Origin of the sequence: Paenibacillus phoenicis (assembly GCF_034718895.1) — a bacterium.
Lineage (GTDB): Bacteria > Bacillota > Bacilli > Paenibacillales > Paenibacillaceae > Fontibacillus > Fontibacillus phoenicis.
The window spans coordinates 2395414-2419536 of sequence record NZ_JAYERP010000001.1; the positions used below are offsets into that span (position 1 = coordinate 2395414).

Annotated in this window: 21 protein-coding genes; 2 read left to right on the plus strand and 19 right to left on the minus strand. The window is 53.0% G+C overall.

Going from position 1 to position 24123, the window contains the following annotated elements:
• Positions 1 to 108: 108 nt before the first annotated feature.
• From U9M73_RS11215 to cymR, 18 genes are all read right to left on the minus strand, one after another.
• A complete protein-coding gene (locus U9M73_RS11215) occupies positions 109 to 2286 on the minus strand; it encodes a methyl-accepting chemotaxis protein (protein ID WP_323077348.1) in 2178 nt (725 codons plus the stop codon).
• A gap of 240 nt (positions 2287 to 2526) precedes the next feature.
• On the minus strand, positions 2527 to 3861 hold the full coding sequence (locus tag U9M73_RS11220) for a peptidase U32 family protein (protein WP_009224376.1): 1335 nt from the start codon (positions 3859 to 3861) through the stop codon (positions 2527 to 2529).
• 75 nt (positions 3862 to 3936) lie between these two features.
• Entirely contained in the window at positions 3937 to 4872 is a 936-nt protein-coding gene (locus U9M73_RS11225) for a peptidase U32 family protein (protein WP_323077349.1), read from the minus strand.
• Positions 4873 to 4936: 64 nt separating this feature from the next.
• Positions 4937 to 5992 (minus strand): endolytic transglycosylase MltG, encoded by a 1056-nt coding sequence (gene mltG, locus U9M73_RS11230; protein ID WP_323077351.1) that lies wholly within the window; start codon positions 5990 to 5992, stop codon positions 4937 to 4939.
• 86 nt (positions 5993 to 6078) lie between these two features.
• Positions 6079 to 6378, minus strand: a complete 300-nt coding sequence (locus U9M73_RS11235; RefSeq protein ID WP_036644712.1) for a DUF1292 domain-containing protein — start codon at positions 6376 to 6378, stop codon at positions 6079 to 6081.
• Positions 6371 to 6688: a DUF1292 domain-containing protein gene (locus U9M73_RS11240; protein WP_009224380.1), complete on the minus strand. Its 318-nt coding sequence runs from the start codon at positions 6686 to 6688 to the stop codon at positions 6371 to 6373. The genes U9M73_RS11235 and U9M73_RS11240 overlap by 8 nt, the downstream gene beginning before the upstream one ends.
• Positions 6689 to 6700: 12 nt before the next feature.
• Positions 6701 to 7117: a Holliday junction resolvase RuvX gene (gene ruvX / locus U9M73_RS11245; protein ID WP_009224381.1), complete on the minus strand. Its 417-nt coding sequence runs from the start codon at positions 7115 to 7117 to the stop codon at positions 6701 to 6703.
• A 59-nt stretch (positions 7118 to 7176) separates the two neighbouring features.
• The gene (locus U9M73_RS11250) at positions 7177 to 7437 is read right to left on the minus strand and encodes an IreB family regulatory phosphoprotein (protein WP_016311191.1); all 261 of its coding nucleotides are present in this window, start codon (positions 7435 to 7437) and stop codon (positions 7177 to 7179) included.
• A gap of 134 nt (positions 7438 to 7571) precedes the next feature.
• On the minus strand, positions 7572 to 10196 hold the full coding sequence (alaS, locus tag U9M73_RS11255) for an alanine--tRNA ligase (protein ID WP_323077353.1): 2625 nt from the start codon (positions 10194 to 10196) through the stop codon (positions 7572 to 7574).
• Positions 10197 to 10592: 396 nt separating this feature from the next.
• Positions 10593 to 11786: an AI-2E family transporter gene (locus U9M73_RS11260; protein WP_407673916.1), complete on the minus strand. Its 1194-nt coding sequence runs from the start codon at positions 11784 to 11786 to the stop codon at positions 10593 to 10595.
• A gap of 669 nt (positions 11787 to 12455) precedes the next feature.
• Positions 12456 to 13610 (minus strand): mannitol-1-phosphate 5-dehydrogenase, encoded by a 1155-nt coding sequence (locus tag U9M73_RS11265; RefSeq protein ID WP_260070224.1) that lies wholly within the window; start codon positions 13608 to 13610, stop codon positions 12456 to 12458.
• The gene (locus U9M73_RS11270; protein WP_009224387.1) at positions 13607 to 14044 is read right to left on the minus strand and encodes a PTS mannitol transporter subunit IIA; all 438 of its coding nucleotides are present in this window, start codon (positions 14042 to 14044) and stop codon (positions 13607 to 13609) included. The genes U9M73_RS11265 and U9M73_RS11270 overlap by 4 nt, the downstream gene beginning before the upstream one ends.
• A 43-nt stretch (positions 14045 to 14087) precedes the next feature.
• Positions 14088 to 16211, minus strand: coding sequence for a BglG family transcription antiterminator (locus U9M73_RS11275; protein WP_260070223.1), 2124 nt, complete (start codon positions 16209 to 16211; stop codon positions 14088 to 14090).
• A gap of 79 nt (positions 16212 to 16290) precedes the next feature.
• On the minus strand, positions 16291 to 17730 hold the full coding sequence (locus U9M73_RS11280) for a PTS mannitol transporter subunit IIBC (RefSeq protein ID WP_009224389.1): 1440 nt from the start codon (positions 17728 to 17730) through the stop codon (positions 16291 to 16293).
• Positions 17731 to 17974: 244 nt separating this feature from the next.
• A complete protein-coding gene (locus U9M73_RS11285; protein ID WP_026263546.1) occupies positions 17975 to 18184 on the minus strand; it encodes a hypothetical protein in 210 nt (69 codons plus the stop codon).
• Between the two features lie 33 nt (positions 18185 to 18217).
• Positions 18218 to 18721, minus strand: coding sequence for a PRC-barrel domain-containing protein (locus U9M73_RS11290; protein WP_009224391.1), 504 nt, complete (start codon positions 18719 to 18721; stop codon positions 18218 to 18220).
• Positions 18722 to 18818: 97 nt separating this feature from the next.
• Positions 18819 to 19970, minus strand: a complete 1152-nt coding sequence (locus tag U9M73_RS11295) for a cysteine desulfurase family protein (RefSeq protein WP_009224392.1) — start codon at positions 19968 to 19970, stop codon at positions 18819 to 18821.
• A 124-nt stretch (positions 19971 to 20094) separates the two neighbouring features.
• Complete coding sequence (gene cymR / locus U9M73_RS11300; RefSeq protein WP_036644716.1) at positions 20095 to 20514, minus strand: cysteine metabolism transcriptional regulator CymR; 420 nt, start codon at positions 20512 to 20514, stop codon at positions 20095 to 20097.
• Between the two features lie 240 nt (positions 20515 to 20754).
• Here cymR and mnmA point away from each other — a divergent pair, with 240 nt between their 5' ends.
• Positions 20755 to 21888, plus strand: coding sequence for a tRNA 2-thiouridine(34) synthase MnmA (gene mnmA / locus U9M73_RS11305; RefSeq protein WP_036644718.1), 1134 nt, complete (start codon positions 20755 to 20757; stop codon positions 21886 to 21888).
• A gap of 154 nt (positions 21889 to 22042) precedes the next feature.
• On the opposite strand, the gene U9M73_RS11310 is transcribed toward mnmA, so the two are convergent.
• Positions 22043 to 23356: a replication-associated recombination protein A gene (locus U9M73_RS11310; RefSeq protein ID WP_036644720.1), complete on the minus strand. Its 1314-nt coding sequence runs from the start codon at positions 23354 to 23356 to the stop codon at positions 22043 to 22045.
• A 454-nt stretch (positions 23357 to 23810) separates the two neighbouring features.
• Here U9M73_RS11310 and U9M73_RS11315 point away from each other — a divergent pair, with 454 nt between their 5' ends.
• Complete coding sequence (locus U9M73_RS11315) at positions 23811 to 24113, plus strand: CD3324 family protein (protein ID WP_009224396.1); 303 nt, start codon at positions 23811 to 23813, stop codon at positions 24111 to 24113.
• Positions 24114 to 24123: the final 10 nt, after the last annotated feature.

Here is a 24123-nt window from a genome sequence, read left to right on the forward strand (position 1 = left end):
AAGTAAAAGCCCGGCTGCACCTGCATCGCAGATGAGCCGGGCTTCTCCCCGCCCCCGGAACCCTCGGGGATGGGCCAAGCTTTGATTTCCGTCGCTTAAGCCTGCTATCTATACGGTGAATTTCGACAACGACTCTTTCAAGCCAGCCGACACATTCTCCAGTTTGTTTGACAGCTGTACCAGTTGATCGCCGACCGTTTGCTGTTCGCTGGAGAGCGATGCAACCTCTTCGGACGTGGCGGACGATTGCTGTGCGACGGCACTGACGTTGCTCATCGCTTCCGACAAGACCGCTTGCGATTCGTTTAGCTGGTCGATGGAAGCCGTTACGGAATCCAGGTGACGCACGAAGCCTTCCATTTGTTGCTGCACCGATACGAAAATTTGGTTGGTTTCCTGCACCGATGCGATTTGCTCTTGGAAGATCGGGCTCGCCTCGGACAAGGTCTTCACCGTTTCATTCATCTCTTTCTGAATCGTATCTGTGATTTCGCCGACCATGGTGATCGACTGACGCGACTGATCGGCCAGTTGGCGAATTTCATCGGCAACGACCATAAATCCGCGGCCTGCAGCACCTGCGCGGGCTGCTTCAATCGTAGCATTAAGCGACAGGATATTCGTTTGCTGCGTAATGTTCTGCATGACATCAAGCACTTTCAAGACGGAGCCAGTGCTTGCTTTGAGCGAGTCGACCTTGGCGGTCAAAGCGTTGATCATTTCGACCGTCATATTGGTTTTCTCCATCAATCCGTTCAAATACTGAGTCCCTTGCTGACTGGACTTCTCCACCTGACGAGCCGAAATCTCCATCTCTTTGTTCGATTGGACAACGCGTTCCATTTGCCGGGAAATATTCTCGGTCAGCTCATTACCGCGTTCCGCTTCGTTAGCCAGGCTGGTTGCCCCGTTAGCAATTTCTTCAGTCGCCACGGCGATTTCTTTCGCAGACAACGCCGTTTTGTTCGACGCTTGTGTCAATTCAGCAGCCGTATCCAATACATCCTGTGCGGAGTTATTGGTTTGCTTAACGAGGGCTGTGATATTTTCCATCATCACATTAAAGCTTACTGCCAATTGACCAATTTCATCTTTCGATTTCGTGTTCATCCGAACGTTCAGATTCCCTTTGGAGCCTTCCTCCATCAGGTTTCTCAGCTTGCCAAGCGGATAAGCGATCATCCGAACCATCCATACCCCGATCAGAATGGCAATGATCGCAACCACGATCAGCGAGAAGATCGTAAACATCAGAATGCGATTTGCGCTCTTCGTCAGTTCAGCCGTATCGACGGTACCGATTAACTTCCAGCCGGACGACTGGGTGCTATAGGAAGCAAGGACAGCGTTGCCGTTGGCATCCTTCGTCCGGAAAGTACCCGAAGCCTCGGTGGCTTGTCCCATATCAAATTCGGACGGATTTCCTTGATCTCTTTCAACGGAAGAACCTACAACGATGTTATCTTGAGTCACCATTTGCAGCTTGGAGTTATTCCCCAGCTTAACCTCTTTCAAATAGCCGTCTAGGATTTCCAGGTTGATATCAGCAATCAGAATAAAGCGTTTCATGCTGTTAACGCTCTGTACCGAGCGAGCTAAACGGAAGACTTCCGTGCCCTTACCTTTCGATGGCACTTGCATCCATAAAGTTTTAGTGGCGCTGGTCAGATCTTTAAACCAGGCTTCTTCCCGCACGGTATCCAAGAACGTGACATCGGCACTGCCCGAAGTGACGTCGTCCACAACGTTGTCAGCCGACAACATGTAAACGGCGGAAACCCCCTTCGTGGAGAAGGTCAACGTATTCAGACGTGTTCTCATTTTGTTGGTTGCCGTAAACTTGTCATAATCCGAAATGTTCGCCAACGAAGCATCCATGATTGCATTTTGCATCTCATCGTCCAAGAACATTTGCTGAAGGTTCTCCTCATACTTCTGCATGACAATATCTAGCTTCTGCGAGGTTTGAACGATGGTCTGCAGGTTGGCTTGTTCCGCATTGTCCTGAATGGTTCCCTTCGCCATTTGGGAGGACATAATCCCGATCGTCAGGACGAAAAACATGATTGCGACAAAGAAGATCAGGAACAACCGTACCCCTACTGCTTTCGCGGGGTTGAATTGTTTCGGCAGCTTGTCCAGCAAATTAGCCAGTAAAGCTTTGGTATCTCGCGTTGCTTTTCCTCCTGGCTGAACCGCCTTGGATTTCGTCCGCTCTCCCTTTTGTTTCTTTTCCTTCTTTTTGCTGTTGGTTTCTTGGTCCTCGTTCTTCGGAACCAGACTCATGTTGATCACCCACCACTCATAATAGTTGCAGACCTCAATTTTTAGGCTTGAGGTCATACATAATGCTGTTGGTTTCTCACATTTCTCGTCAGCTATTGAAAATATTCGACAATACCTGACGTTCTCCTCTATAATATCGGTTTCATATGTGGTGGATTTTAAATAATATTGACAAAAGTCACAAAAAAGGGCCTTTCGTCCTAGAAACGAACAGGCCCTAAAGCATATTGATTTTTTCCATTACTTTCTTTTACGCATCATATCGAAATAGGAAACCGGTTGGTCCACCTTCATTTGGATCCGCTGCAGCGGGTGGCGGGCGGCATCCAATTCATTGCCGTCTTCGTCGTAGATGGTCCCGACCTTCTGCTTAAAGAACGTCCCGTTTGGACCAAAAAATTCGACTTCTTGTCCCGGTTTGAAATGGTTGCGCTGCTGGATCGTTGCCATTCCCGTCGATTCGTCATACGCCATCACCAATCCGGCAAAATCATAAGGCGCCGCCTTCTCTTCCGGTTCGTAAATATGATCTTCATGATCCGGCGTATCGTAGAAAAATCCGGTATTCAGCGGCCGGTTCGCCGCTTTGTTGATTTCTTCGATCCACTCCGGCTTCAAGACGTAATTGTCCGGATCCGCCATGTAAGCATCAATCGCTTGGCGATAGACATTCACCACCGTCGCCACATAGTGGATGGACTTCATCCGCCCTTCGATTTTGAAACTGTCTACCCCGACGTCGATGAGATCAGGAATATGCTCAATCATGCACAAGTCCTTCGATCCCATCGTAAATGCATGATCGTTTTCCTCAAACATCGGTAGCTGAGTTACGCCAAGACGGAACTTCTCCAGTACCCTGTTATCGCGGGCTTCTTCCTCGGAAATCCATTCGCCATCCGCACGGGCGTCCGTGAACAGGTCGTATTTCCAACGGCAGGATTGGCAGCAACCCCCACGGTTGGAGTCACGGTCGGTAAAATGGTTGGACAACACGCAGCGTCCCGAGTACGAGGAGCACATCGCGCCATGAATAAACGCCTCGATCTCGATGTCGACATGACGTTTAATTTCCTCGATTTCCTCAAGGCTGGTCTCCCGTCCCAGTACGACCCGCGGCAAGCCTTGGTCTTTCCAGAATTGTACCGCTTGCCAGTTCACCGTCGATTGCTGAGTACTCAGGTGAACCTCCAGTTCGGGGACGACCCGCTTCGCGGTCTCTATGATCACCGGGTCGGCGACGATAATGGCAGCGATGCCTACCTCGTATAAATTACGCAAATACTCCTCGATGCCCTCCAGATCCTCATTATGGGCATAAATATTCGTGGCGACAAACACCTTGGCGCCGTACTTCTTGGCAAATTCCACGCCTTCCCGCATTTCTTCAAAGCTGAAATTATCTGCATTGGAACGAAGGCCGTATTGTTGTCCCCCGATATACACGGCATCGGCGCCGTAATGGACAGCGAATTTCAGCTTCTCAAGATTGCCTGCCGGGGCAAGCAGCTCGGGTTTCGCCAGCCGATAACGTTTTCCCGTATATTTCGGGATATGCTTCTCCGCAGTTTGCATCTTCGTTCACCTCTCATCATTTTTTGGGTTTTTAAATTTAAAATATAGGTCAAAAAAGTCGGCTTTTCAGCACTCTTAATAGACCTGTTCCTTATAAAAGAAGCCGAAGGTCAGCTCCCGCTCCGGATCTTGAATCTCGCGAATGGCCTCAAGCCAGCTCTCATCGAGCTCATAGCCGTCCGGATCGCGGAAATAAGCTTCGATGGCTTGGCGATACGAAGCAATGACCACTTCGTTATAGGATGCCGGCTTCAGCAGCGTCTCGATTTTGAAGCTGTCCACGCCAGCCGCCATCAGCAGGTGCAAATCCTCCAAGATACAAATATCGTCCGAACTCATAATATGCGTTCCGTTGATATCCTCGAAGATCGGGAACTTCTCGTCCGGCCGTTCGGCCTCGATCAGGAACAGCCCACGGCTCATCCCCAGGTTGCTGTCCGGATCAACCGGCCGCCCTTGAGACACCATGTAGCTATGCACCAAGCGCCGCTTCGAGTGATAAATATTGGTCATTCCATGCACCTGAACCTCTGCTTCGATGTTCAGCTTCGGAGGCATTGCAGTGATCTCGTCCATATTCAGCTCACGAGCGAGCACAACTCGGGAAGCTCCCTTCGTGCCCCAGTAATTGGCCGTGGCATAGTTGGTGGAGGTCATCTCCGCGTTCCAATGCAGCTTCAGCTGAGGCGCAACCGTGCGCACCGTTTGAAGCACGGCCGGGTCACCGAATTCAACGGCGTCTACGCCGCACTCCGCCAACTGCTTCACATAATCGGGCAACCCCTCCAGCATGTCATTGGTCATCAGGTTGTTCAGGCTAACATAAATTTTAGCTCCGTACTGGCGCGCTACCTGAACCGCTTCAGCGATGTCTTGGGGCGTCATATCGCCAGGGAGACGCATTCCGTAGCGGGCTTCGCCAACCAGCGCCGCGTCAGCCCCTGCCGCAAAGTAGCGCTTCAGTTCTTCCAGCGAACCGGCAGGAACTAACAATTCCGGTTTTTTACTCATGTTGATACTACCACCTTTAAAAGGTTGTTCAAAACGTTATCTACATTTTGAACTTCCACCTTATTCATTGATTGGCCATCGCCTTGCTTGTTTCGATGTTCTTTAAGTGCTCCTTGTAAGTCTTGGCGAACAGGTGCTCCCCGCTGCCGTCTTTTTTCGTCACATAAAATAGATAGTCCGAGGATTTCGGCTCAAGCACCGCTTCGATCGATTTGAGGCTAGGCGCAGCGATCGGCCCCGGAGGCAGCCCTTCATACAAATAGGTATTGTAGGGGCTGTCCACGCTTCGTAAATCCGAATTGAGCAAGCGCTCCTTGGGTTTATCCAGCACATACTGCACCGTGGCGTCAATTTCCAGCTTCATGCCGTCCTTTAGCCGATTATAGATGACTCCGGCCACCAATGGCCGTTCAGCATCAACAACCACTTCTCGCTCTACCAGCGAAGCTATCGTCATCAGCTCACTTAACGTAAGGCCGCGAGCCTGCAGCTTTTGTTCAAAATCGGGGATTTTACCGAGCCGGGTACGGGTTTCCTGCAGCATCCGAGCGATGATGTCCTGCTCGTTGCTGCCTTTTTTCAGCTCATAGGTTTCCGGGAACAAATACCCTTCCAGCCGGTACGTCAACCGCTCGTCCGTCGGGATTTGCGATAACAGCTCATCGTGAAGACCCGCTGCATCCTTCGCCAGCTGCAAGAACGCGGCTTGATCAACCAAGCCTTCCTCCGCCAGCTTGTCAGCCATTTGTTTGACCGTGAAGCCCTCGGGAATCGTAAACCGGATCATCTCGGCCTTAACCACGTCGCCGCTGTTCAGCTTGGCGATGATCTCGTCATACGTCATGCCCGGCTGCATCTCATAGACCCCGGCCTGAAACCGGCTGCCTTCCGACTTCCATTTTAAATACGAAACGAACAAAAAGGAATTTTTAATTAGTCCCTGGTTTTCCAGCAACTTTGCGATGTCGGCCGTTCCCGTTCCCGGTTCGATCGTAATCTTGACTGGCTGTTCCTTCGCTTCAACCGGGAGCATGCTTGTGTACACATAAAATCCGGCCGCCCCTGCTCCGATGATCACGATCAGCAGCAGAACGGCCAGCCATTTCAGCGCTTTCCTCAAACCGCCTTCCCCCTTAACAGCCAAAAAGAGCGGAAATCTCCCGCTCTTCCCGGACTGATCTATCGTGCTCTTGCAATGCCTTCCCGTTACTCCGGAAAGGTCAATTCATCGTACAGCTCGGATACGTTCTCCCATTCCTCGTCGTCATCAATCGTGACCAGTTCCAGCTTATCGCCGCTCGTCACGATCTTGAAAATCTCCGGCTCTTCATCCTTGGACGCGTCCTCCGGCAATAATACCGCGTAGGCCGCTCCGGCGACGTCAAACTCCTCAACGACTTGATAATAGGAGACATTGCCCGATTCGTCTTCAAGTTCCACGACTGGGCCAAATGTGTCGCGAACCCGCGACGTCATTACTGCTTGGTCTGCTGTAAATTCAGTCATTGCCATCTTCTCCATCAAACTCGTCGATAAGCGTATTAAAGGTCTCCTCAACGATTTCCCATTCTTCGTCGCTTTCGATCGTGTACAGCTTCAGGTCATCGCCGTCTTCCTCGTAACGGAACGCGTATACCTCTTCGCTCTCTTCATCTTCATTCCCATCGGAATCCAAAGGAACGACCATCATATACTTGGCGTCCGAACCGTCGACTTCGAATTTCATAATCACTTCGAACTCTTCTTCATTGCCCTCTTCATCGGGGATATAAATAATTTCCGGTTCTTCTTCATTTCCGATACGATCTTTAGACATACGCGATCACCCTCACTTTATACTCTTAGAGTCCAAATAATTTTGCAAAATCAAGCTGGCGGCCATCTTGTCGACGACACCTTTGCGTTTCTTCCGGCTGACATCCGCATCCAGCAGCGTACGCTGCGCAGAAACGGTGGTCAGCCGTTCATCCCAGAGATGCACGGGCAGATTCAGCTTAGCCCGCAGATCCTCGGCAAACGCCATGCATATTTCTCCACGGGGACCAATCGTACCGTTCATATTCTTGGGCAAACCCACAACGATCTCTTCCACCTCGTGCTGCTTCACAAGCTCGGCGATGCGCTCAAATTCGCTGCCTTCCTTGCGGCGCTCGATGGTTTCGAGCCCTTGGGCGGTCCAACCCAAGCTGTCGCTCACAGCCACTCCGATCCGCCGGTCCCCGTAGTCTAGGCCCATGATTTTCATGTATTGCTCCTTTAAATGCGGATCCACCGCTTATCCGTTCTTGAGAAGGTTCGCTGCCATCAACGGTGATTCGCCATGTAAAAGCGCACCAGCTCTTCGATCAGCTCGTCGCGTTCCTTCTTGCGAACCAAACTTCTCGCATTGTTATGACGCGGTATATAGGCCGGATCCCCCGATAACAGATATCCGACGATCTGGTTTACCGGATTATACTCCTTCTCCTGCAAAGCCTGGTAAACCGTAAGAAGAATCTCCTGCGCCGACGCTTCTAGTTCATCGCCCTTGACGTTAAATTTGACGGTTTTATCCATGGAGTCCATGATGACACCTCGCTTCTTCGACATACGCCTTTATGATCGCAGCTGTTTTCCTCTTAGCCTAATCATACTATACCATATCATGGGTTCCATAAGGAAATTTTCAGTGATATGCCCCGTCAAATTTCACCACCTTCTCAGGCTTGGGAAGCAATCCACTCCGCTGCTACTTTTAATGCTTCGTCCAGCTTGCTGGCATCCTTGCCTCCGGCCTGAGCCATATCCGGACGACCGCCGCCTCCGCCGCCGCATACCGCCGCAATTTCCTTGACGAGCTTGCCGGCATGCAATCCGCGAGCCACTTCTTCCTTCGGAACAACGACGACAAAATTTACTTTGTCTTCGTTTGGCGCGCCCAACACCAGCACGGCATCCGGCAATTTCACCTTCAGCTCGTCAGCCAGCGTGCGCAGCGCATCCATACTGCCGGCTTGCACGCGTGCAGCCAACAGCTTGGTTTGGCCAACGCTCACCACTTGGCTCGTCAATTCGCCGGCTTCGATGTCGCTCAGCTTGCTTTGCAGCGATTCGTTCTCACGACCCAATTCCTTAAGCTGCTGGAACAATCCCTCAACCCGCTTCGGCACATCGTTTACGTTGGCTTTCAACAGGCCAGCCGCTTGCTTCAGCAGGTCCAGCTGTCCATCCATAAACAGATATGCGCCGCGTCCAGTCACCGCTTCGATCCGGCGTACCCCGGAACCGATGCCGCTTTCGCTGACGATTTTGAACAGGCCGATCTCAGCCGAGTTGTTCACGTGGCAGCCGCCGCAAAGCTCCAAGCTGTAGTCGCCAACCTTGACGACGCGGACGATGTCCCCGTACTTCTCACCGAACAGCGCCATTGCCCCCATCGCTTTCGCTTCATCAATTGGCTTCAGCGAGGTCGTTACAGGCAAGGCATTCCAAATCTGTTCGTTGACGCGGCGTTCGATTTCCGCCAGTTCCTCCGGCGAGATGCTGCCGAGGTGGGAGAAGTCGAAGCGCAAGCGCTGCGGTTCAACGAGGGAGCCGGCCTGGTTCACGTGTTCGCCAAGCGTCTCCTTCAACGCTTTATGCAGCAGATGGGTTGCCGTATGGTTCTTCACCGTATGGCTGCGTTGTTCCCGATCCACGGAAGCGGTAACTTCGGCACCAACCCGCAGTTCGCCGGTCTTCACCGTGACTTGATGGACATGCTGCCCATGAGGGGCTTTAAACAAGCCTTCCACGGTTGCGCTAGCGGAGTCGTTGTGAATCGTCCCCTGGTCGCTGACCTGACCGCCGCTTTCCGCATAGAACGGCGTGGAAGCCAGAATCACTTGACCCGATTGGCCCTCACCAAGCGTATCCACGAAAGCGTCGTCGACCACAATAGCTACAATGCTGGTGGTAACTTCAAGCTCATTATATCCAACGAATTCGGTTTTAGTCGTAAAATCCGCCAAAACGCCGCCCTGCACCTTCATGCTGCCGCTTTCGTGACGGGCTGCCCGGGCGCGTTCACGTTGTTCTTCCATCGCTGCTTCAAAGCCTTCGCGATCGACGCTAAGACCATGCTCCGCTGCGAAATCCTCAGTCAAATCCAGCGGGAAGCCGTAGGTGTCGTACAGCTTAAACGCATCGTCCCCGCTGATCTGCGTGCGGCCTTGCGCTTTCGCTTCGGCACTGATATCGGCCAGAATAGCCAAGCCGTCGCTCAACGTTTCATGGAAGCGTTCCTCTTCGGTGCGGATGACTTTCTCAATAAACTCGCGTTTAATAACAACATCCGGATAATAGGTGCCCATAATGTCGCCAACCGTCTCTACCAAGCTGAACATAAACGGTTTGTCCAATCCGATCAGCTTGCCATAACGTACCGCACGGCGCAGCAGGCGGCGAATGACATAGCCGCGGCCTTCGTTCGACGGCAGGACGCCGTCAGCTACCGCAAAGGTCACCGTACGGATATGGTCGGCGATAACCTTAAGTGCGACGTCACTGTCCTCAGCAGCGCCGTAAGTTACCCCAGCCAGGCTTGTCGTTTTTTGGATAATCGGTTGGAACAGGTCGGTGTCGAAGTTGGAGTTCACGTCCTGCAAAATCGACGCAAACCGCTCGAGGCCGGCCCCGGTATCGATGTTTTTATTCGGAAGCGGCGTATAGCTGCCGTCCTTGTTGTGGTTGAATTGCGAGAACACCAGGTTCCACACTTCAAGGAACCGTTCATTTTCCCCGCCCGGGTAACATTCCGGATCAGATAGATCGCCGTAAGCTTCGCCGCGGTCGTAGAAAATTTCCGTACAAGGTCCGCAAGGCCCTTCACCGATATCCCAGAAGTTGTCCTCCAGCTTAATGATGCGATCTGCAGGGATCCCGATTTTTTCATTCCACAGCTTAAACGCTTCTTCATCCTCAGGATATACGGTGACCGACAGGCGATCCGGATCAAAACCGATCCATTTCTTGTCCGTCAGGAATTCCCAAGCCCAAGTAATCGCTTCTTCTTTAAAATAGTCCCCGATCGAGAAATTGCCCAGCATCTCAAAAAACGTATGGTGCCGGCGCGTCTTCCCGACGTTTTCGATATCGTTCGTGCGAATACATTTTTGCGAGTTGGCGAGGCGCGGATTTTCCGGCTTTACCCGCCCGTCGAAATAAGGCTTCAGCGGCGCCATCCCTGCATTGATCCACAAGAGCGAAGGATCGTTATGCGGGACGAGTGAAGCGCTGGGTTCGATTTTATGGCCTTTGCTGGCAAAGAACTCCAGCCATTTGGAACGGATTTCACTTGCTTTCATCGTCTTGACCTCCTAAATGTTCCTCTAAAAATAAAAACGCCCCTGAAAATCAGGGACGATTGCATCGCGGTACCACCCTGGTTATCGCTTCCGATGCGGCTGGACGGGTTGTCCGCCGGCGTTCTAAAGCGATCGCCTCGTCGGTCCGATAACGGGGACCTGCCGGTGAATTTGTAGCCCACACTCCGAAATTAGCTTTCCGTCCGCGCGAGATTTCAGGTTCTCTCAGCCACCGCCTCGGCCCCCCTTGCGGGACGCCGCCTGCAGCGGAACCCTTCTCTGGCAAATCCGCTTGCCGAACGTACTTGATTTCATCAACGCTTTGAAAATTTTCACATAACATTTTAAGTATATAAGGCGAGGAACGCCGTGTCAATGCAGCTTGTCCACCTTGCGTTACATCGCTTTGCGGCGAACGTAGTAGGCATAGAAATGCTGAATAACTACCTTCACCACGGCAAAAAACGGCACCGCCAAAATCAACCCGGGCACCCCCGCCAACTCCCCGCCAATGAGAAGCGCCAAAATGATCAGCATCGGGTGCATATGTAAGCTACGTCCAACCACCTGCGGGGAAATGACGTTACTTTCGATCGTTTGGCACAGCATGTTGACGAGCAGGACCAGCAGCACCATTTTCCAAGAAATCGTTGTCGCCATAACCAAGGCCGGGGCAGCCCCGAGAAATGGGCCCAGGTAAGGGATGATGTTGCACAGAGCAACCACTCCCGCCAGCAGCAGCGCAAACGGCATGCCGATTAACATATAGCCGATATAGGCGAGCACACCGATAATGACGCATACCAGCAGTTGCCCCCGGACATAGTTACCCAGAGCCATATCGATTTCCTTCAGCAGCGTGATGATCGACTTGCGCCGCGAGCGCGGCAAGTACTGCAGGATCAGCCGCTCGATCAGCTCGATGTCCTTCAGCATGTAGAAGATCAGGAACGGGATAATAAACGCATTAAACACGACGCCGATCGTTGTTCCGATATTGTCCAGGAAGCCGGAGATAGCGCTTGCCAAGCGGTTTTCAAATTGATAAAACCAGTTGTTCATCCCCATGCGGATGCTCCCCGGCAAAATACCGTTGTCCCAACGATTCATCATTTGCTGGGTGTGAAGGGTAAGCTCCGGCAAATGCTCGCCCAGCTCCTCCAGCTGTTCGACGAACATCGGAATCACGTTCATGAGCACCACGGACAAGCCGGTCAGAAACACCGCATAGATCAGCAGCACGGCCATCGTCCGCGGCACCCTCCGCCCGCCAAGCATCCGAACGATCGGATTTAAGACATAAGAGATAATGATGGCGATGACAAACGGAGCGAAAACGGCCTTCAAAAATCGGTAGACGAGCGCAAACATCGGCCGCAGCTGCCACACAAAAAACAGGATCACCAGCCCCAACAACAGCCAAACGCCATATTGGAACAGCTTGCTTTGGGTGATCGGTACCAGCGGTTGCTTCTGCTCTTCCCGCTCTTCTTGCTTTTTCGGTTCCTTTTGCGCTTGCTCCTTCTGCTGCTTGTGCGCTTGCTCCTTCTGCTGCTTGTGCGCTTGCTCCTTCTGTTCATTGGGTCCCATCGATGCTACGCCCCTCCCTACTTCACAGCGAATTACTCGTATAGATCAGTATTTGTCTGGGAAGGTAAATTTATGAGAGGGGGCGGCGAAGAGGCGGGGATGTGGGGTACGAGAGCTTGAAAAGAGTTGAAGTTTAGTTTCTCCAGAATCATTTCCCCCTCTGGCCTTTGGTGCTCTTCTTCATCGCTCCCACCAATCCCCGGTTCTTCGCCGCCGGGGGGTGTAGCTGTGGCCCGGCAATCTGCAAGGCATGATTGTCCGGGCATGTAAGTAAGGATTGCGTGGAGCCGCTTGCTCGTAACGGACCTGAGAGACGCTATTAGGTCATTTCCCGTCCATTTCCCGATGTAACGGACCCAGTGGCCCTTAATCAGCTCGAAATGCAGCTAACAGGGGCAACTCCAGTTGAATAAGGTCTTCTCAGTCCGTTAGATTCCCGACTACCGGATCCAGAAGCGAATAAGGTCTCCTGGGTCCGTTAGACCCCCCACGGACATCCACAACCAAAAAGCCCGGATACATCTGGTGTTACCGATGCATCCGGGCTGCTGAAGCGAGCCGGAGAAGAGCTTCAAGCCTCTCATCTCATCCGTGACAAACGGCGGACAAGAGCGGCCCGAGGTCGTTATTCACATGCCCTGAATAAGCTCTTCCCCTGCTTGCCACCGCTTAGCGGCTCTTCAACTCCTCATAATGCGCCAGCACCGCTTGATGGATCGGGTGCTCGGCGTCGAGGCCGGTGTATTTGGCCAAGGTCTGCGAAGCGCCAACTTCTCGCAGCGACGCCTGCAGCTCCGCGGCTTCCGGGTCGTCCGGAACATCGAAACAGAGCGCCATCGCCATCGTCAGCGCCAGGTAGCCGTATCCAAACTCCCGTTCATACGCCTGCGTTGCCGGGGAGACCAGCCGATCGCCGGCGGACAGCTTGCGGATCGGTGAACGGCCGACCCGCGAAACCTCGTCCGTCAGCGCCGGATTGGCGAAGCGCTCCAGAATCGTATCGATATACGCCTGATGCTCGGCTGGCGAAAATCCATGTTTCGCCACAAGCACCGCCCCGGTCTCCGAGAGGACGGCGCGCACATGCTGGGCGACTTTTTGATCATTCATCGCTTCCTGAATCGTGGCATGGCCCTGCAGATATCCCATATAAGCGGCCGAGCAATGGCCGGTATTTACGGTAAACAGCTTGCGTTCGATATAAGGCTCCAACCGGTCAACATAGTGAACGCCTTCGACCCGATGGAAGCCGTCAAACATTTGCGATTGGTCAACCGCCCATTCATAAAAAGGTTCCACCACAACCTGCAGCGGGTCCTCATGCTGTTGCAACGGAACGATCCGGTCGACCGCCGCATCGGGAAACGCTACATGACGGTCCGCCCACTGCCGTGTGGCTTCATCCAACTGGGCATAGACATGCTCCTTGAGCTGGGAGCTGCCGCCGATCGCGTTCTCGCAGGCAATGATATGCAGCGGGGAAGCCGCAGCTTCGTTTTTCCGCAACACCAGCCCTTGGGCGATCGTACCGGCGATATGCTTCAGGATGGTCACACCAACCGCCGTCGTGACCAAATCGGCCTCAGCAATCGCCTGGGCAGCAGCAGCGGGATCACTCATACTGTTAATCGCCGTCACGCCTTTTACGATGACCGTCTCCTGCTGATCGCTCGCCAGGGTAACAGGGTATTCCTTACGCCGTGCCAACTCCGAAACGAGCTTCTCGTTCACATCGACAAAGCATACTTCGTAACCGGAACGGGACAACAGCAAACCGATAAATCCTCTGCCGATATTGCCTGCACCAAAATGGACCGCCTTCATCCTTCCATGCCCCCTTCAAGGATCTCCGCAATTTCTTCTTCCGTTGTGGCATTCATAATTCGTTCCAAATTGGATTCGTCCGTGAACACCATAGCGACATTGGTCAGTACTTCCATGTGATCCCCGCCGGCTGCGGCGATGCCAATCACGATAAAGGCCGGCTCATCCCCGCCGAAATCAACGCCTTCAGGGAAGCGGACAACCGACAGTCCGGTCGAGAAAATCATGCCTTTGGCTTCTTTCGTCCCGTGCGGGATCGCCAAACCTCCGCCCATATAGGTGGAGACGATCTCTTCACGCTCGATCATTTTGTCCACGTATTCTTCCGTCACATGACCCGCGTCAACCAGCAGCTTTCCGGCGAGGCGGATCGCTTCATATTTATCGCTCGCTTTTCCATTTAATATAATTTTCTCTTTAGACAATAATTTCATGATTGTTCTCTCCCTTTCCACGTTATCCTATCTTCTCTTTTGTTTACAAATTCTCAAAATAAACCAACAGCTCGGTCGCCAAAAAATTTCGGATCTCCTGACGTTCTCCGGTTTCCAGCAGCTCCACCAGCTCCGGCTTCAGCAGCAAGGCGCTGATTTCGCTCAGCACTTCCAAGCTCTCGCGCGACAGCTCCCGCGGCGCGAGCATAAATAGCAGCGCACTAACTTCTGTTCCCCCGTCCAACACCACGGGTTCTTCCAGCCGAAACAACGCCAGCGAACGGTAATTCACGAACCGGGTTCGTGTATGGAACAGCGCCAGCGAAGTCCCCGGAATCACCTGGCTGGCCATTTTCTCCCGTTCCAGCAAACGGTCGGTTACAGCCTGCACATCGGATACAGTGTGCTTCGTCTGCCACTCCTCCGGCCCAAAGCTTGCGGAACCGGACGGCGGGACGAATAACCGGTTCATTTCCTCCAGCGCCACCGTAACTGTCTCCCGCAGTGAAAATCCCCTGTTATTTAGCACACGCACGTCGAATTGCTCCAGCAGGCTGACAACCTCGTTCAGAGACACCGACAGCGACCGTACCTTGTCAAAAGCCCTTGTTTTTGTGGATTCCGGCTCAGGTGTCATCTTCCGCGATTTTAATACCGTACGCTGGACGTACTCGAGCAGCCGCTCGGTGTCCTCGTCCGTTAACAACGGACTTAGCTTCACGTAACGATCCTCTGGAAGAGGCAAATCAATCGTCGAGATGATTAAGTCGTAATCGGATTCGGGAAGCCGCTTCGCCTCGTACCACGAGACATTGCCCAGCACTTCGATTTGCGGCATTTCTTTGGCAAGCCGCGTGGCCAGCAGCTTGGAGGAGCTTAGCCCGCTCGAGCAGACCAGAATCGCCCGTACGCTGAGGCCAAGCTGGTTCAGACGCTCCATGGAGGCTCCGAAATGCATCACCAGGAAGCCGATCTCTTCGTCCGGGATTTCTAAGCCGGCCACACTTTCGTTCATCGCCTCACGTACGATGCCATACAATTCATCGTAGTCTTTACGAATGGCGCCCAACAACGGGTTGCGGATGCGGGAGCCTTCGCGGATGCGTTTGAAAGCCGGGCCCATATGCTCTAGCAGACCGCTTCGGAGCAGTCGATCCTCCTGGAACGGAATTCCGGTACGCTTAACGACGTTCTCGGTCAGCCGATACACCGTATCGACCAGCTCCATATCCGCTTGGACGAGCTCGGGTGAAGCTTCTTTGGCCCGGCTGAACAAGCCGTTCATATAAGCGATTTCCTCCGGCGGGAATGTCAGCTCGAGCTTCTCGGCCAAACGAGAAGCGAATCGGGCCGTTTCGGCCTCATCCTGCTCTCCGCCCCCGGCGGGAGGTAGCTTGCGGTTCTTGCCTGCGCAACTAACCAGCCTTCCTGCCTTGATCCGATTCACTGAAACGGAGAGACGAATGAGCAGCTGCGTGTAGGCATTTTCGGACAAATGCTCCGTCCAGCTCCAATTCATCGCCCATAGCGTGTTTTCTACCGTCATCAGGTTATCCGTCCCAACGACCTCGAGCAGTCTGGCCGTGGCGGAGGAGACTTGGTTTTCCGGCGAGCCTCCAATCAAGTCGGAGTAATCCAAATGCTCAGCCGCCAGTTGGCATAACGCCGCGCGTTTCTGCTGTTCCTCGCCAAGCAACTCGACGCCGTAGCCGCGGCGGCGAACCAGTTCCAGCCCAAAGCGGCTGAACCAGGGCTCCACCTCGTCCAAATCGCTGCTGATGGTCGCTACCGTCACCTTTAGGCCATGGGCCAGCGTAAATAGCTTACACGGCTCCTGCTCCTCAAGCAAACGGCAGATCAGTAAGAGATGCCGCTCCTCGACGGAATAGTCGCTGGGCTTATCGACCAGCAGCAATCGTTTGGCCTCTTGCAGCTTCTCGCCCTCCTCGCTGCCTTCGGCATTGCTCCAGACAGAGATTCCGGTACCGGATTTACGGTGCAGGACTAAGCCGAAATAGGCTAATATTTTTTCAATCTCGTCCAGTTCCCGGTGAACCGTTCTGACGCTGACGTTGATCTCCGCTGCGATTTCCGCAGCGGTCATCCCGTGCTTGCGTCCGAGGAGGAGAACGAGGATTTGCTTTTGTCGTGCGGTCATTTTCCGCATATCAAGTCTCTCCTAATATAGACGCAAAACACCGGCGAAAATCGCCAGTGTTCTGCCCCCGCATCGTAACTGGCGTTGCTTAGCCTTTCAAACGCTCAACCAGTTCATCGTATTTGGGACTCTTCAGGAAATTATCAATGGAGATATGCTCGGCGTCCGGTTTGTTGGCGATCGCGCGATCCGTCAGCGTTTTTTGCGTAATGACGATGTCGGCGTCGCTTGGAATTTCGCTGACTGCCGAGTTCACGACCGTCACCTTCACGCCGGCGTCCTGCATTTTCTTCCTCAGAACGGATGCACCCATCGCACTGGAACCCATACCAGCGTCGCAAGCGAACACGATTTTGTTCACCGTTTGTTTCTTCACGCCGCCTGCAGCAGCAGGGGCTGCCGCCGTGTTCTTCGTACCTGCAGCTTTCATTTCTTTCACTTTCGCCGAAGCTTCTTCCAAGTCCATTTCTTCATCCGTTTGTTTACCCGTTTTGAGCAGCAGCGACGCAACAAGGAACGAAACGACTGCCGCAACAATGACCCCGCTTAACATTGGGACGTATCCGCCTTTTGGCGTCATCAGGAAGTAAGCAAAAATACTACCCGGAGAAGGAGAACCTACAAGACCTGCACCGGTCAATTGGAACGTAAACGTACCGGCAACGCCGCCAGCCATTGCAGCCAGCACCAGAATCGGTTTCATCAAAATGTACGGGAAGTAAATCTCGTGAATCCCGCCCAGGAAGTGAATCACAACCGCGCCTGGAGCCGATTGTTTCGCCATGCCGCGACCGAAGATCCAGTAGGCCAGCAGGATCCCCAGACCTGGGCCTGGGTTCGATTCGAGCATAAACAGCATCGATTTGCCAACCCGAAGTGCTTCTTCCGCAGCGATTGGCGTAATTACGCCGTGGTTGATTGCATTGTTCAGGAACAATACTTTCCCCGGTTCAATAATAAGGTTGACCAGAGGCAGCAATTTCGCGTCCACCAGGAAGTCAACGCCCGAAGACAACGCTTTGCTGATCGCGGTTACAACCGGTCCAATGCCGGAGTATGATCCCAATGCCATGAGACCGCCCAGAATCCCGATCGAGAAGTTGTTCACCAGCATTTCAAAGCCGGATTTAATTTTTCCCTCGACCAATTTGTCGAACTGCTTAATGACCCAAGCGGACAATGGACCAACGATCATCGCGCCGAGAAACATCGGGATGTCGCTGCCGATGATAACCCCCATCGTCACAATGGCTGCCGTTACCGCACCCCGTTTCCCGTGAACCATTTGCCCACCGGTGTAGCCGATGAGGAGCGGCAGCAAATATTTGATCATTGGATCGACCAGTTTGCCGAGATACTCGTTCGGAATCCATCCGGTCGGGATGAATAATGCGGTAATGAGCCCCCATGCGATAAACGCGCCGATATTCGGCATCACCATACCGCTGAGCGCACGACCGAACTGCTGAACCTTTACCCGGGCTCCGCCGGTTCCTGCAGACGGCTGTTTGGTTTGTGCTATAGCCATAAAGAGTAACCCCCTTATAAAGATGCACGGATCATCAACAGTCTTGCTTGTTGGCTTACCGTGTTTCTACCCTCATCCTAATTCAAAGCGCTTTCTAACTCAATCAAATCAAAACACGGTTTCGTCATGATTATTGTTGTCAACATTTGAAGAGTGATTCCTGCCTAAACAAAAAAAAGCCGCCCCCTTCGATATAAAAAAGGGGACAGCTTGTGCATCTTCACAGCATAGCAGCAATATATTGTTACGAGGAAGCGTGCATTTGCGGGAAGTCCTGCACCATTTCCTCGCCGAAGAACAGATCATCCAGAGAGCTGAGCGTTCCATCTTCTTCTACTTGATATACGGACATTTTATCGCCGTTTACCGTCAATTCGATAAAGCAACCCCAGCAGTAGAACTGGTGGGAGCCGATTTTCCCAATATCCTTGGAATTGCAATTTGGACATTTCATCATAGAACCATCACCTATCCATCCACAAAAAATTCACGGCTTTTCAAGCAGCTGTTCGCTGCCCAGGGGCACCATGATCGCGTTTTCCCCTCGGGTCATTTCCGGCATAAATGGCAGCAGCTTGCGCCCTTCCATCAGATCGGTGAAAAACCCGTCGCTAATTTCAATTCCAGTAATTGTATTTCCCAATTCGTGTTCAAAATAAACATCCGTTACATGGCCTAGACGTATTCCGTCTTCAGTCAGGACAGGCAGTTCTTTTAATTTTCCATTTCCCGTTAAGAAGGTATTCTGTATATTCTCGGCTTCCCACTTGCGGACAGCCTGTTGATTGCAGATCATCACGGCATCTTCACCGTAAGCCACGATATCCTCCCATCGCACGGCCTTGACGCTGGAATTCCAAAACAATCGATTCTCCAGTTGGATGCCGACGATCGACCAATTGTGGTCCAGGAGGAGGTCAACGACTTTCCCGACCTTCTTGCCACGCTCCACATCATAGACGGTCAGACCGATCATTTCTTGCATTCTCATGTTGAAATGGACACTCCCTGTTTGGGCATCTCATACTAATACCGAAAAAACTAACCTCCCCTCCGCAAAAGCCGATTTGAGCCCAAAAATATGCCCATTATTTTTTTCTACGGAGACGTTCCAGGATGGTTCCAATTTTTTCGGTGATTTCGTAAATTTCTTCCCTAGTATTACCCATTCCGACGCTAAATCGAATCGCAGAACGCAAAAAACTTTCCGGAAGATGCATCGCTTCCAGCACATGGGACGGCTCCAGAGACCCCGAGGTGCATGCGGAGCCGCTGGAGGCAGCGATGCCCTCCATATCCAAATTCATCAGCATCGTCTCCGAATCCACCTCTGGGAAGCTGATGTTGATGATATGCGGCAGCCGATTCGTCGGATGGCCGTTGACATGGAAAGCCTCCCGGGTGATCCGCTGTTCCAGTGCGGACAGCAGCTCCCGGATCAGCTGCTCATCGTGAGCGACGCGCGTCTCCCGCTCCGCCGCAGCCAATTCCACGGCCTTGGCAAAGCCGGCGATGCCGGCCATATTTTCCGTGCCAGCGCGGCGCTTGCGCTCCTGCAGCCCGCCGTGTTGAATCGGCTCCAGCACCAGATCCTTACGTACATACAAAGCCCCGACGCCTTGGGGACCGTTGATTTTATGCGAAGAGAAGCTCATCAAGTCGACCGGCAGATCCCGGCAGGAGATCGACAACGCGCCCAACGCCTGCACGGCATCCACATGAAAAACGATACCCCGCTCCCTCGCGATCGCGCCGATTTCAGCAATCGGCTGAATCGTTCCCACCTCGTTATTGCCATACATCACGCTGATCAAGATCGTATCGGGCCGGATGGCCTCCCGCACTTGCTCCGGATGCACCTGTCCATAACGATCCACAGGCAAATAGGTCACCTCAAACCCGTCCTTCTCCAAGCGCTCGCAGGAGTGCAGCACCGCATGATGCTCGATGGAGGTCGTAATAATATGACGTCCCTCCGCTTTCCGGGCAAACGCCGTGCCAAACAACGCCAGGTTATCGCTCTCCGTCCCTCCGCCGGTAAACACCAGCTCATCCGGGCGGCAACCGATGCGTGCGGCAACCGTATCCCGCGCCCCGTTCACCAAACGTTTGGCCTCCCGACCGAAATAATGAACGCTGGAGGCGTTGCCAAATTGCTCCCGCATCACCTTCAGCATCGTTTCCGCTACCTCCGGATGGATCGGCGTGGAAGCGGCATGATCTATATAAATATGCTTCATGGCTCTCACCTTGTCCCAAAAACTTTTTGATAAAACGTAAATCACCGCCCCGGAATCGGGACGGCTACCGAATTGTTCGTTGATTGTATCTTATTTCATTGTGGATGGCAAGTCGGTTCGCAGACTAAATGTAGAACATGTAATTTTCTTTGGTTCCATGTTCCTCGTAGTTCACCAGATTCTCCAGCGTCGTCGAATCCAGCACTTCAGCGATGCTGTCGCGGATGCGCAGCCACAAATCCCGTTTGGCCGGATCGTCCTCCTCGGTAAAGTCCACCGGAGAAATCGGCCCTTCCAACACACGAATGATGTCTCCCGCCGTAATTTCACTAGCTTCTTTGGAAAGAATATAACCGCCATAAGCACCGCGCACGCTCTTCACCAGACCGGCATTGCGCAGCGGCGCGATTAATTGCTCCAGGTAATGCTCGGATAATTGGTTTTTCTCGGCGATGCTTTTCAGGGAAGTTGGCCCTTCGCCGTATTTAGCGGCCAGCTCCATCATAATCGTCAATCCGTAGCGTCCTTTTGTCGAAATCTTCAAAGAAGGCACCTCTTTCAATTTTCAAATAAACTTTATATAATTAATCCTTGATCCTTAAAAAACAGTATCAGGCCATTCGCCGCGTTCTTCCGCGACATACGCGCCCAAATCCGGGGATTCCTCCCTATTCCTATCTTTACCCTGTGCTTATCGTAACATATCATATGTGTTTTGGGAAATAAAGCGACAATTGTGGTAAAATAAACGACGAGCGATTCGCCGCTCAAAGGAGTGATAATGATGGCTAAGCCTAACAGCGAAACCCGCGTCGTCGTCGGCATGTCTGGCGGCGTCGATTCCTCGGTGACGGCACTCCTGCTGAAGCAGCAGGGCTACGACGTCATCGGTATATTTATGAAGAACTGGGACGATACCGACGAGTTCGGTTACTGCACAGCCGAAGCGGACGCTGAAGACGTTCGCCGCGTCTGCGAGCAGATCGATATCCCTTACTATACCGTGAACTTCGAGAAGCAATATTACGATAAAGTATTTGCCTATTTCCTCGAAGAATATAAGCGGGGCCGGACGCCTAACCCGGACGTCATGTGTAACCGGGAAATCAAGTTTGGCGAATTCTTGAACAAAGCGCTGGACCTCGGCGCGGATTACGTGGCGACCGGGCACTATGCACGGGTCGTGGAAGAGAACAAGACGTACAAGCTGCTGCGCGGCGTTGACAGCAATAAGGATCAAACGTATTTCCTCAATGCCCTGAATCAGGAGCAGTTGTCCAAAGCGATGTTCCCGATCGGCCACCTGCCGAAGCCGGAGGTAAGACGGATCGCCGAAGAAGCTGGCCTCTATACAGCGAAGAAGAAGGACAGCACCGGCGTCTGCTTTATCGGCGAACGGAATTTCAAGGAGTTTCTGAGCAATTACTTGCCGGCCCAATCCGGCGATATGATCGACATTGTCACCGGCGAGGTCAAGGGCCGCCACGACGGCCTGATGTATTATACGCTGGGACAACGCCAAGGGTTGGGCATCGGCGGCTCCGGCACCGGTGAACCTTGGTTCGTGGCCGACAAGGATCTGGAGCGCAACATTTTGTATGTTGTGCAAGGCGACAAGCACCCGAGCCTGTACTCGACATCGCTGATCGCTTCCGGCGTCAACTGGATCGCCGGCGCTGACAAGATGCCGGAGGGGCCGTACAAATGCACCGCGAAATTCCGGTACCGTCAGCCCGATCAAGGCGTGACGCTGACGAAGCAGCCGGACGGCACTGTGCATGTCGCATTTGATGAGCCGCAAAAAGCGATCACCCCAGGCCAAGCCGTCGTGTTCTACCAAGGCGAAGAATGCCTCGGTGGCGGCACGATCGAAGCCCCGGTGAAGCTGCGGACTGAGATTCCGGCAGTACAAGCTTAAGCAACAAAGCGGGAGCCCCGCGTCAGCGTATGATGTGGGGCTCCCGTTTTTTATGCAGGGCAGGGCTCTTGCAACTTCGCTTGCGAGAGTCTTGCCTTTTGCTTTTTCTCGAAAAATGAACTGTTGTCACCTTACCTCGCCTCGCACTTACCTTCTACCTGCCGCTTCTGCGCCGCAGTTCCTGGTTATGCTTGATCTTCGCTTCGTTCCCCTGTTCCGTGGCATGGTAGAACGTCCGGCCGGACAATCGCTTCGGCAGATACTCCTGTTGTACGTAATGCCCAGGGTAATCATGCGGATACTTGTAGCCTTCGTGCCCGAGCTTTGCCGCTCCCTTGTAATGAGTGTCGCGCAAATGAAGCGGCACTTCGGCGGATTTAACCTCTTCAATCGCTGCCATGGCGTTCCCGATCGCTTCTACGACCGCGTTGGATTTTGGACTTTCGACCGCAAACAGGATCGCCTGGACAATGTTCAGCCGCGCTTCTGGCCAGCCATTGTTACGGTAAGCCTCTAAGGCGCTGACCGCCTGCACCATCGCCTGCGGGTTGGCCAGGCCAATATCCTCGCTGCTGGCGGCGATCAGTCGGCGGATAAACGTCATCGGATCCATCCCCAGCTTCTCTACGGCGTACAGGAACCAAAACACCGCCGCATCGCTGGAGCCGCGAATCGATTTATGAAACGCCGACAGCACGTCGTATTGCGTGGACTCGTCCGCTTTGACGAGCGGCCGGCGGATCGATTCCTCCGCCACTTCGAGCGTGATGTGCACCGTCCCGTCCGGTTGCGGGGGCGTAGTCATCGCCGCCAGCTCCAGGGCATTCAGCGCGCGCCGAATGTCGCCGTTCGCCATCGCAGCGATGTGCAGCAGCGCCTCTTCGTCAACCTGTAGCGGCATAAAGCCAAGCCCCTTCTCTTGGTCGGCCAAAGCCCGCCGCATCGCGATCAGCGAGTGCTCCTTCGTCAGCGGCTCCAGCTGGAACAGCGTGGAACGGCTCATAAGAGCGCCGTTAACGTAGTGGAACGGATTTTCCGTCGTCGCACCGATGAAGATGATCGTACCTTTTTCCACCGCCGGCAGTAAAGCATCTTGTCTGGAGCTGTTAAATCGATGGACCTCGTCCAGGAACAGAATCGTTTTCGTGCCGTAAAAAGCTTTGTCGTTCTGCGCTTTTTCAATTACCTCGCGCACATCCTTCACCGACGCATCCACCGCGTTTAGCCGGACGAACTCCGCCTTCGTATGATGGGAGATAATGTGGGCGAGTGTCGTTTTGCCGCAGCCGGGAGGGCCGTACAGTAAAATCGAGGAGACCTGGTCCGCTTCAATCGCCCGCCGTAACAGCTTGCCCGGGCCGACGATATGCTCTTGTCCGATATATTCATCCAGCGAGGTCGGCCGCATCCGGTCGGCCAGCAACCGCCCCGCCGGGCTTTGCTCTTGATTGAAAGAAAACAAATCCACCTTCAAGTCACTTCCTTGATCGTTAGCATGATAAACAGGATACATGGAATGATACCAAATTTATTCTAGCATACCTTACGTAAAAAACACTTATAGTTGTTCTTTCGCTTTTCCTGCGGCAGAAAATATGAGTTAATATAGATGTCGGGCCGACGAATCACGGGAAAGGGGGCTGATCGAAGTGATTTCAGTGAGTGAGGTGGCTGTCGCGTAAGCGGCACCACAATAAAACGGGGGGCTGGGAACAGCCTCCCTTATTTATGTTTGACGATACCTGTGTTAAGATAGATCCAGTTAAAACCAAATTTTGTCTTTATTTAAAGTCAAAAGTCGTTTGCTCTACACCGAGAAGGTTGGATGAAGCGGCTACCAATACTAAATTGAAAGGGGGAAGCGAGCATGTTGACTTATATCGTAACAGCAATCAAGGACGGAGCACGAAATAAGGAGGTACATGATCGTGAATTACAAAAATGGAAAGGATGTTCTTCCCCCTAGGCTGCTGAAGGAGCTCCAAACTTATATTCAGGGCGAGCTGCTATACATTCCCAAGCCGGAACGGTCAAGGGCGTTATGGGGAGAACTGAGCGGTTCCCGCCTCACCATCGCCAAGCGAAACGAAGAGATTTTTCGCTTGTACCGCGCCGGGAGCAAGGTACGGGATTTAGCCGAAAGATTTCACCTCTCCGATGAAAGCATCCGCAAAATCTTAACCAAAATGCGCAGCCTAAGACAACCCGCAACCGTGTCCGAGTAACGGCAACCTG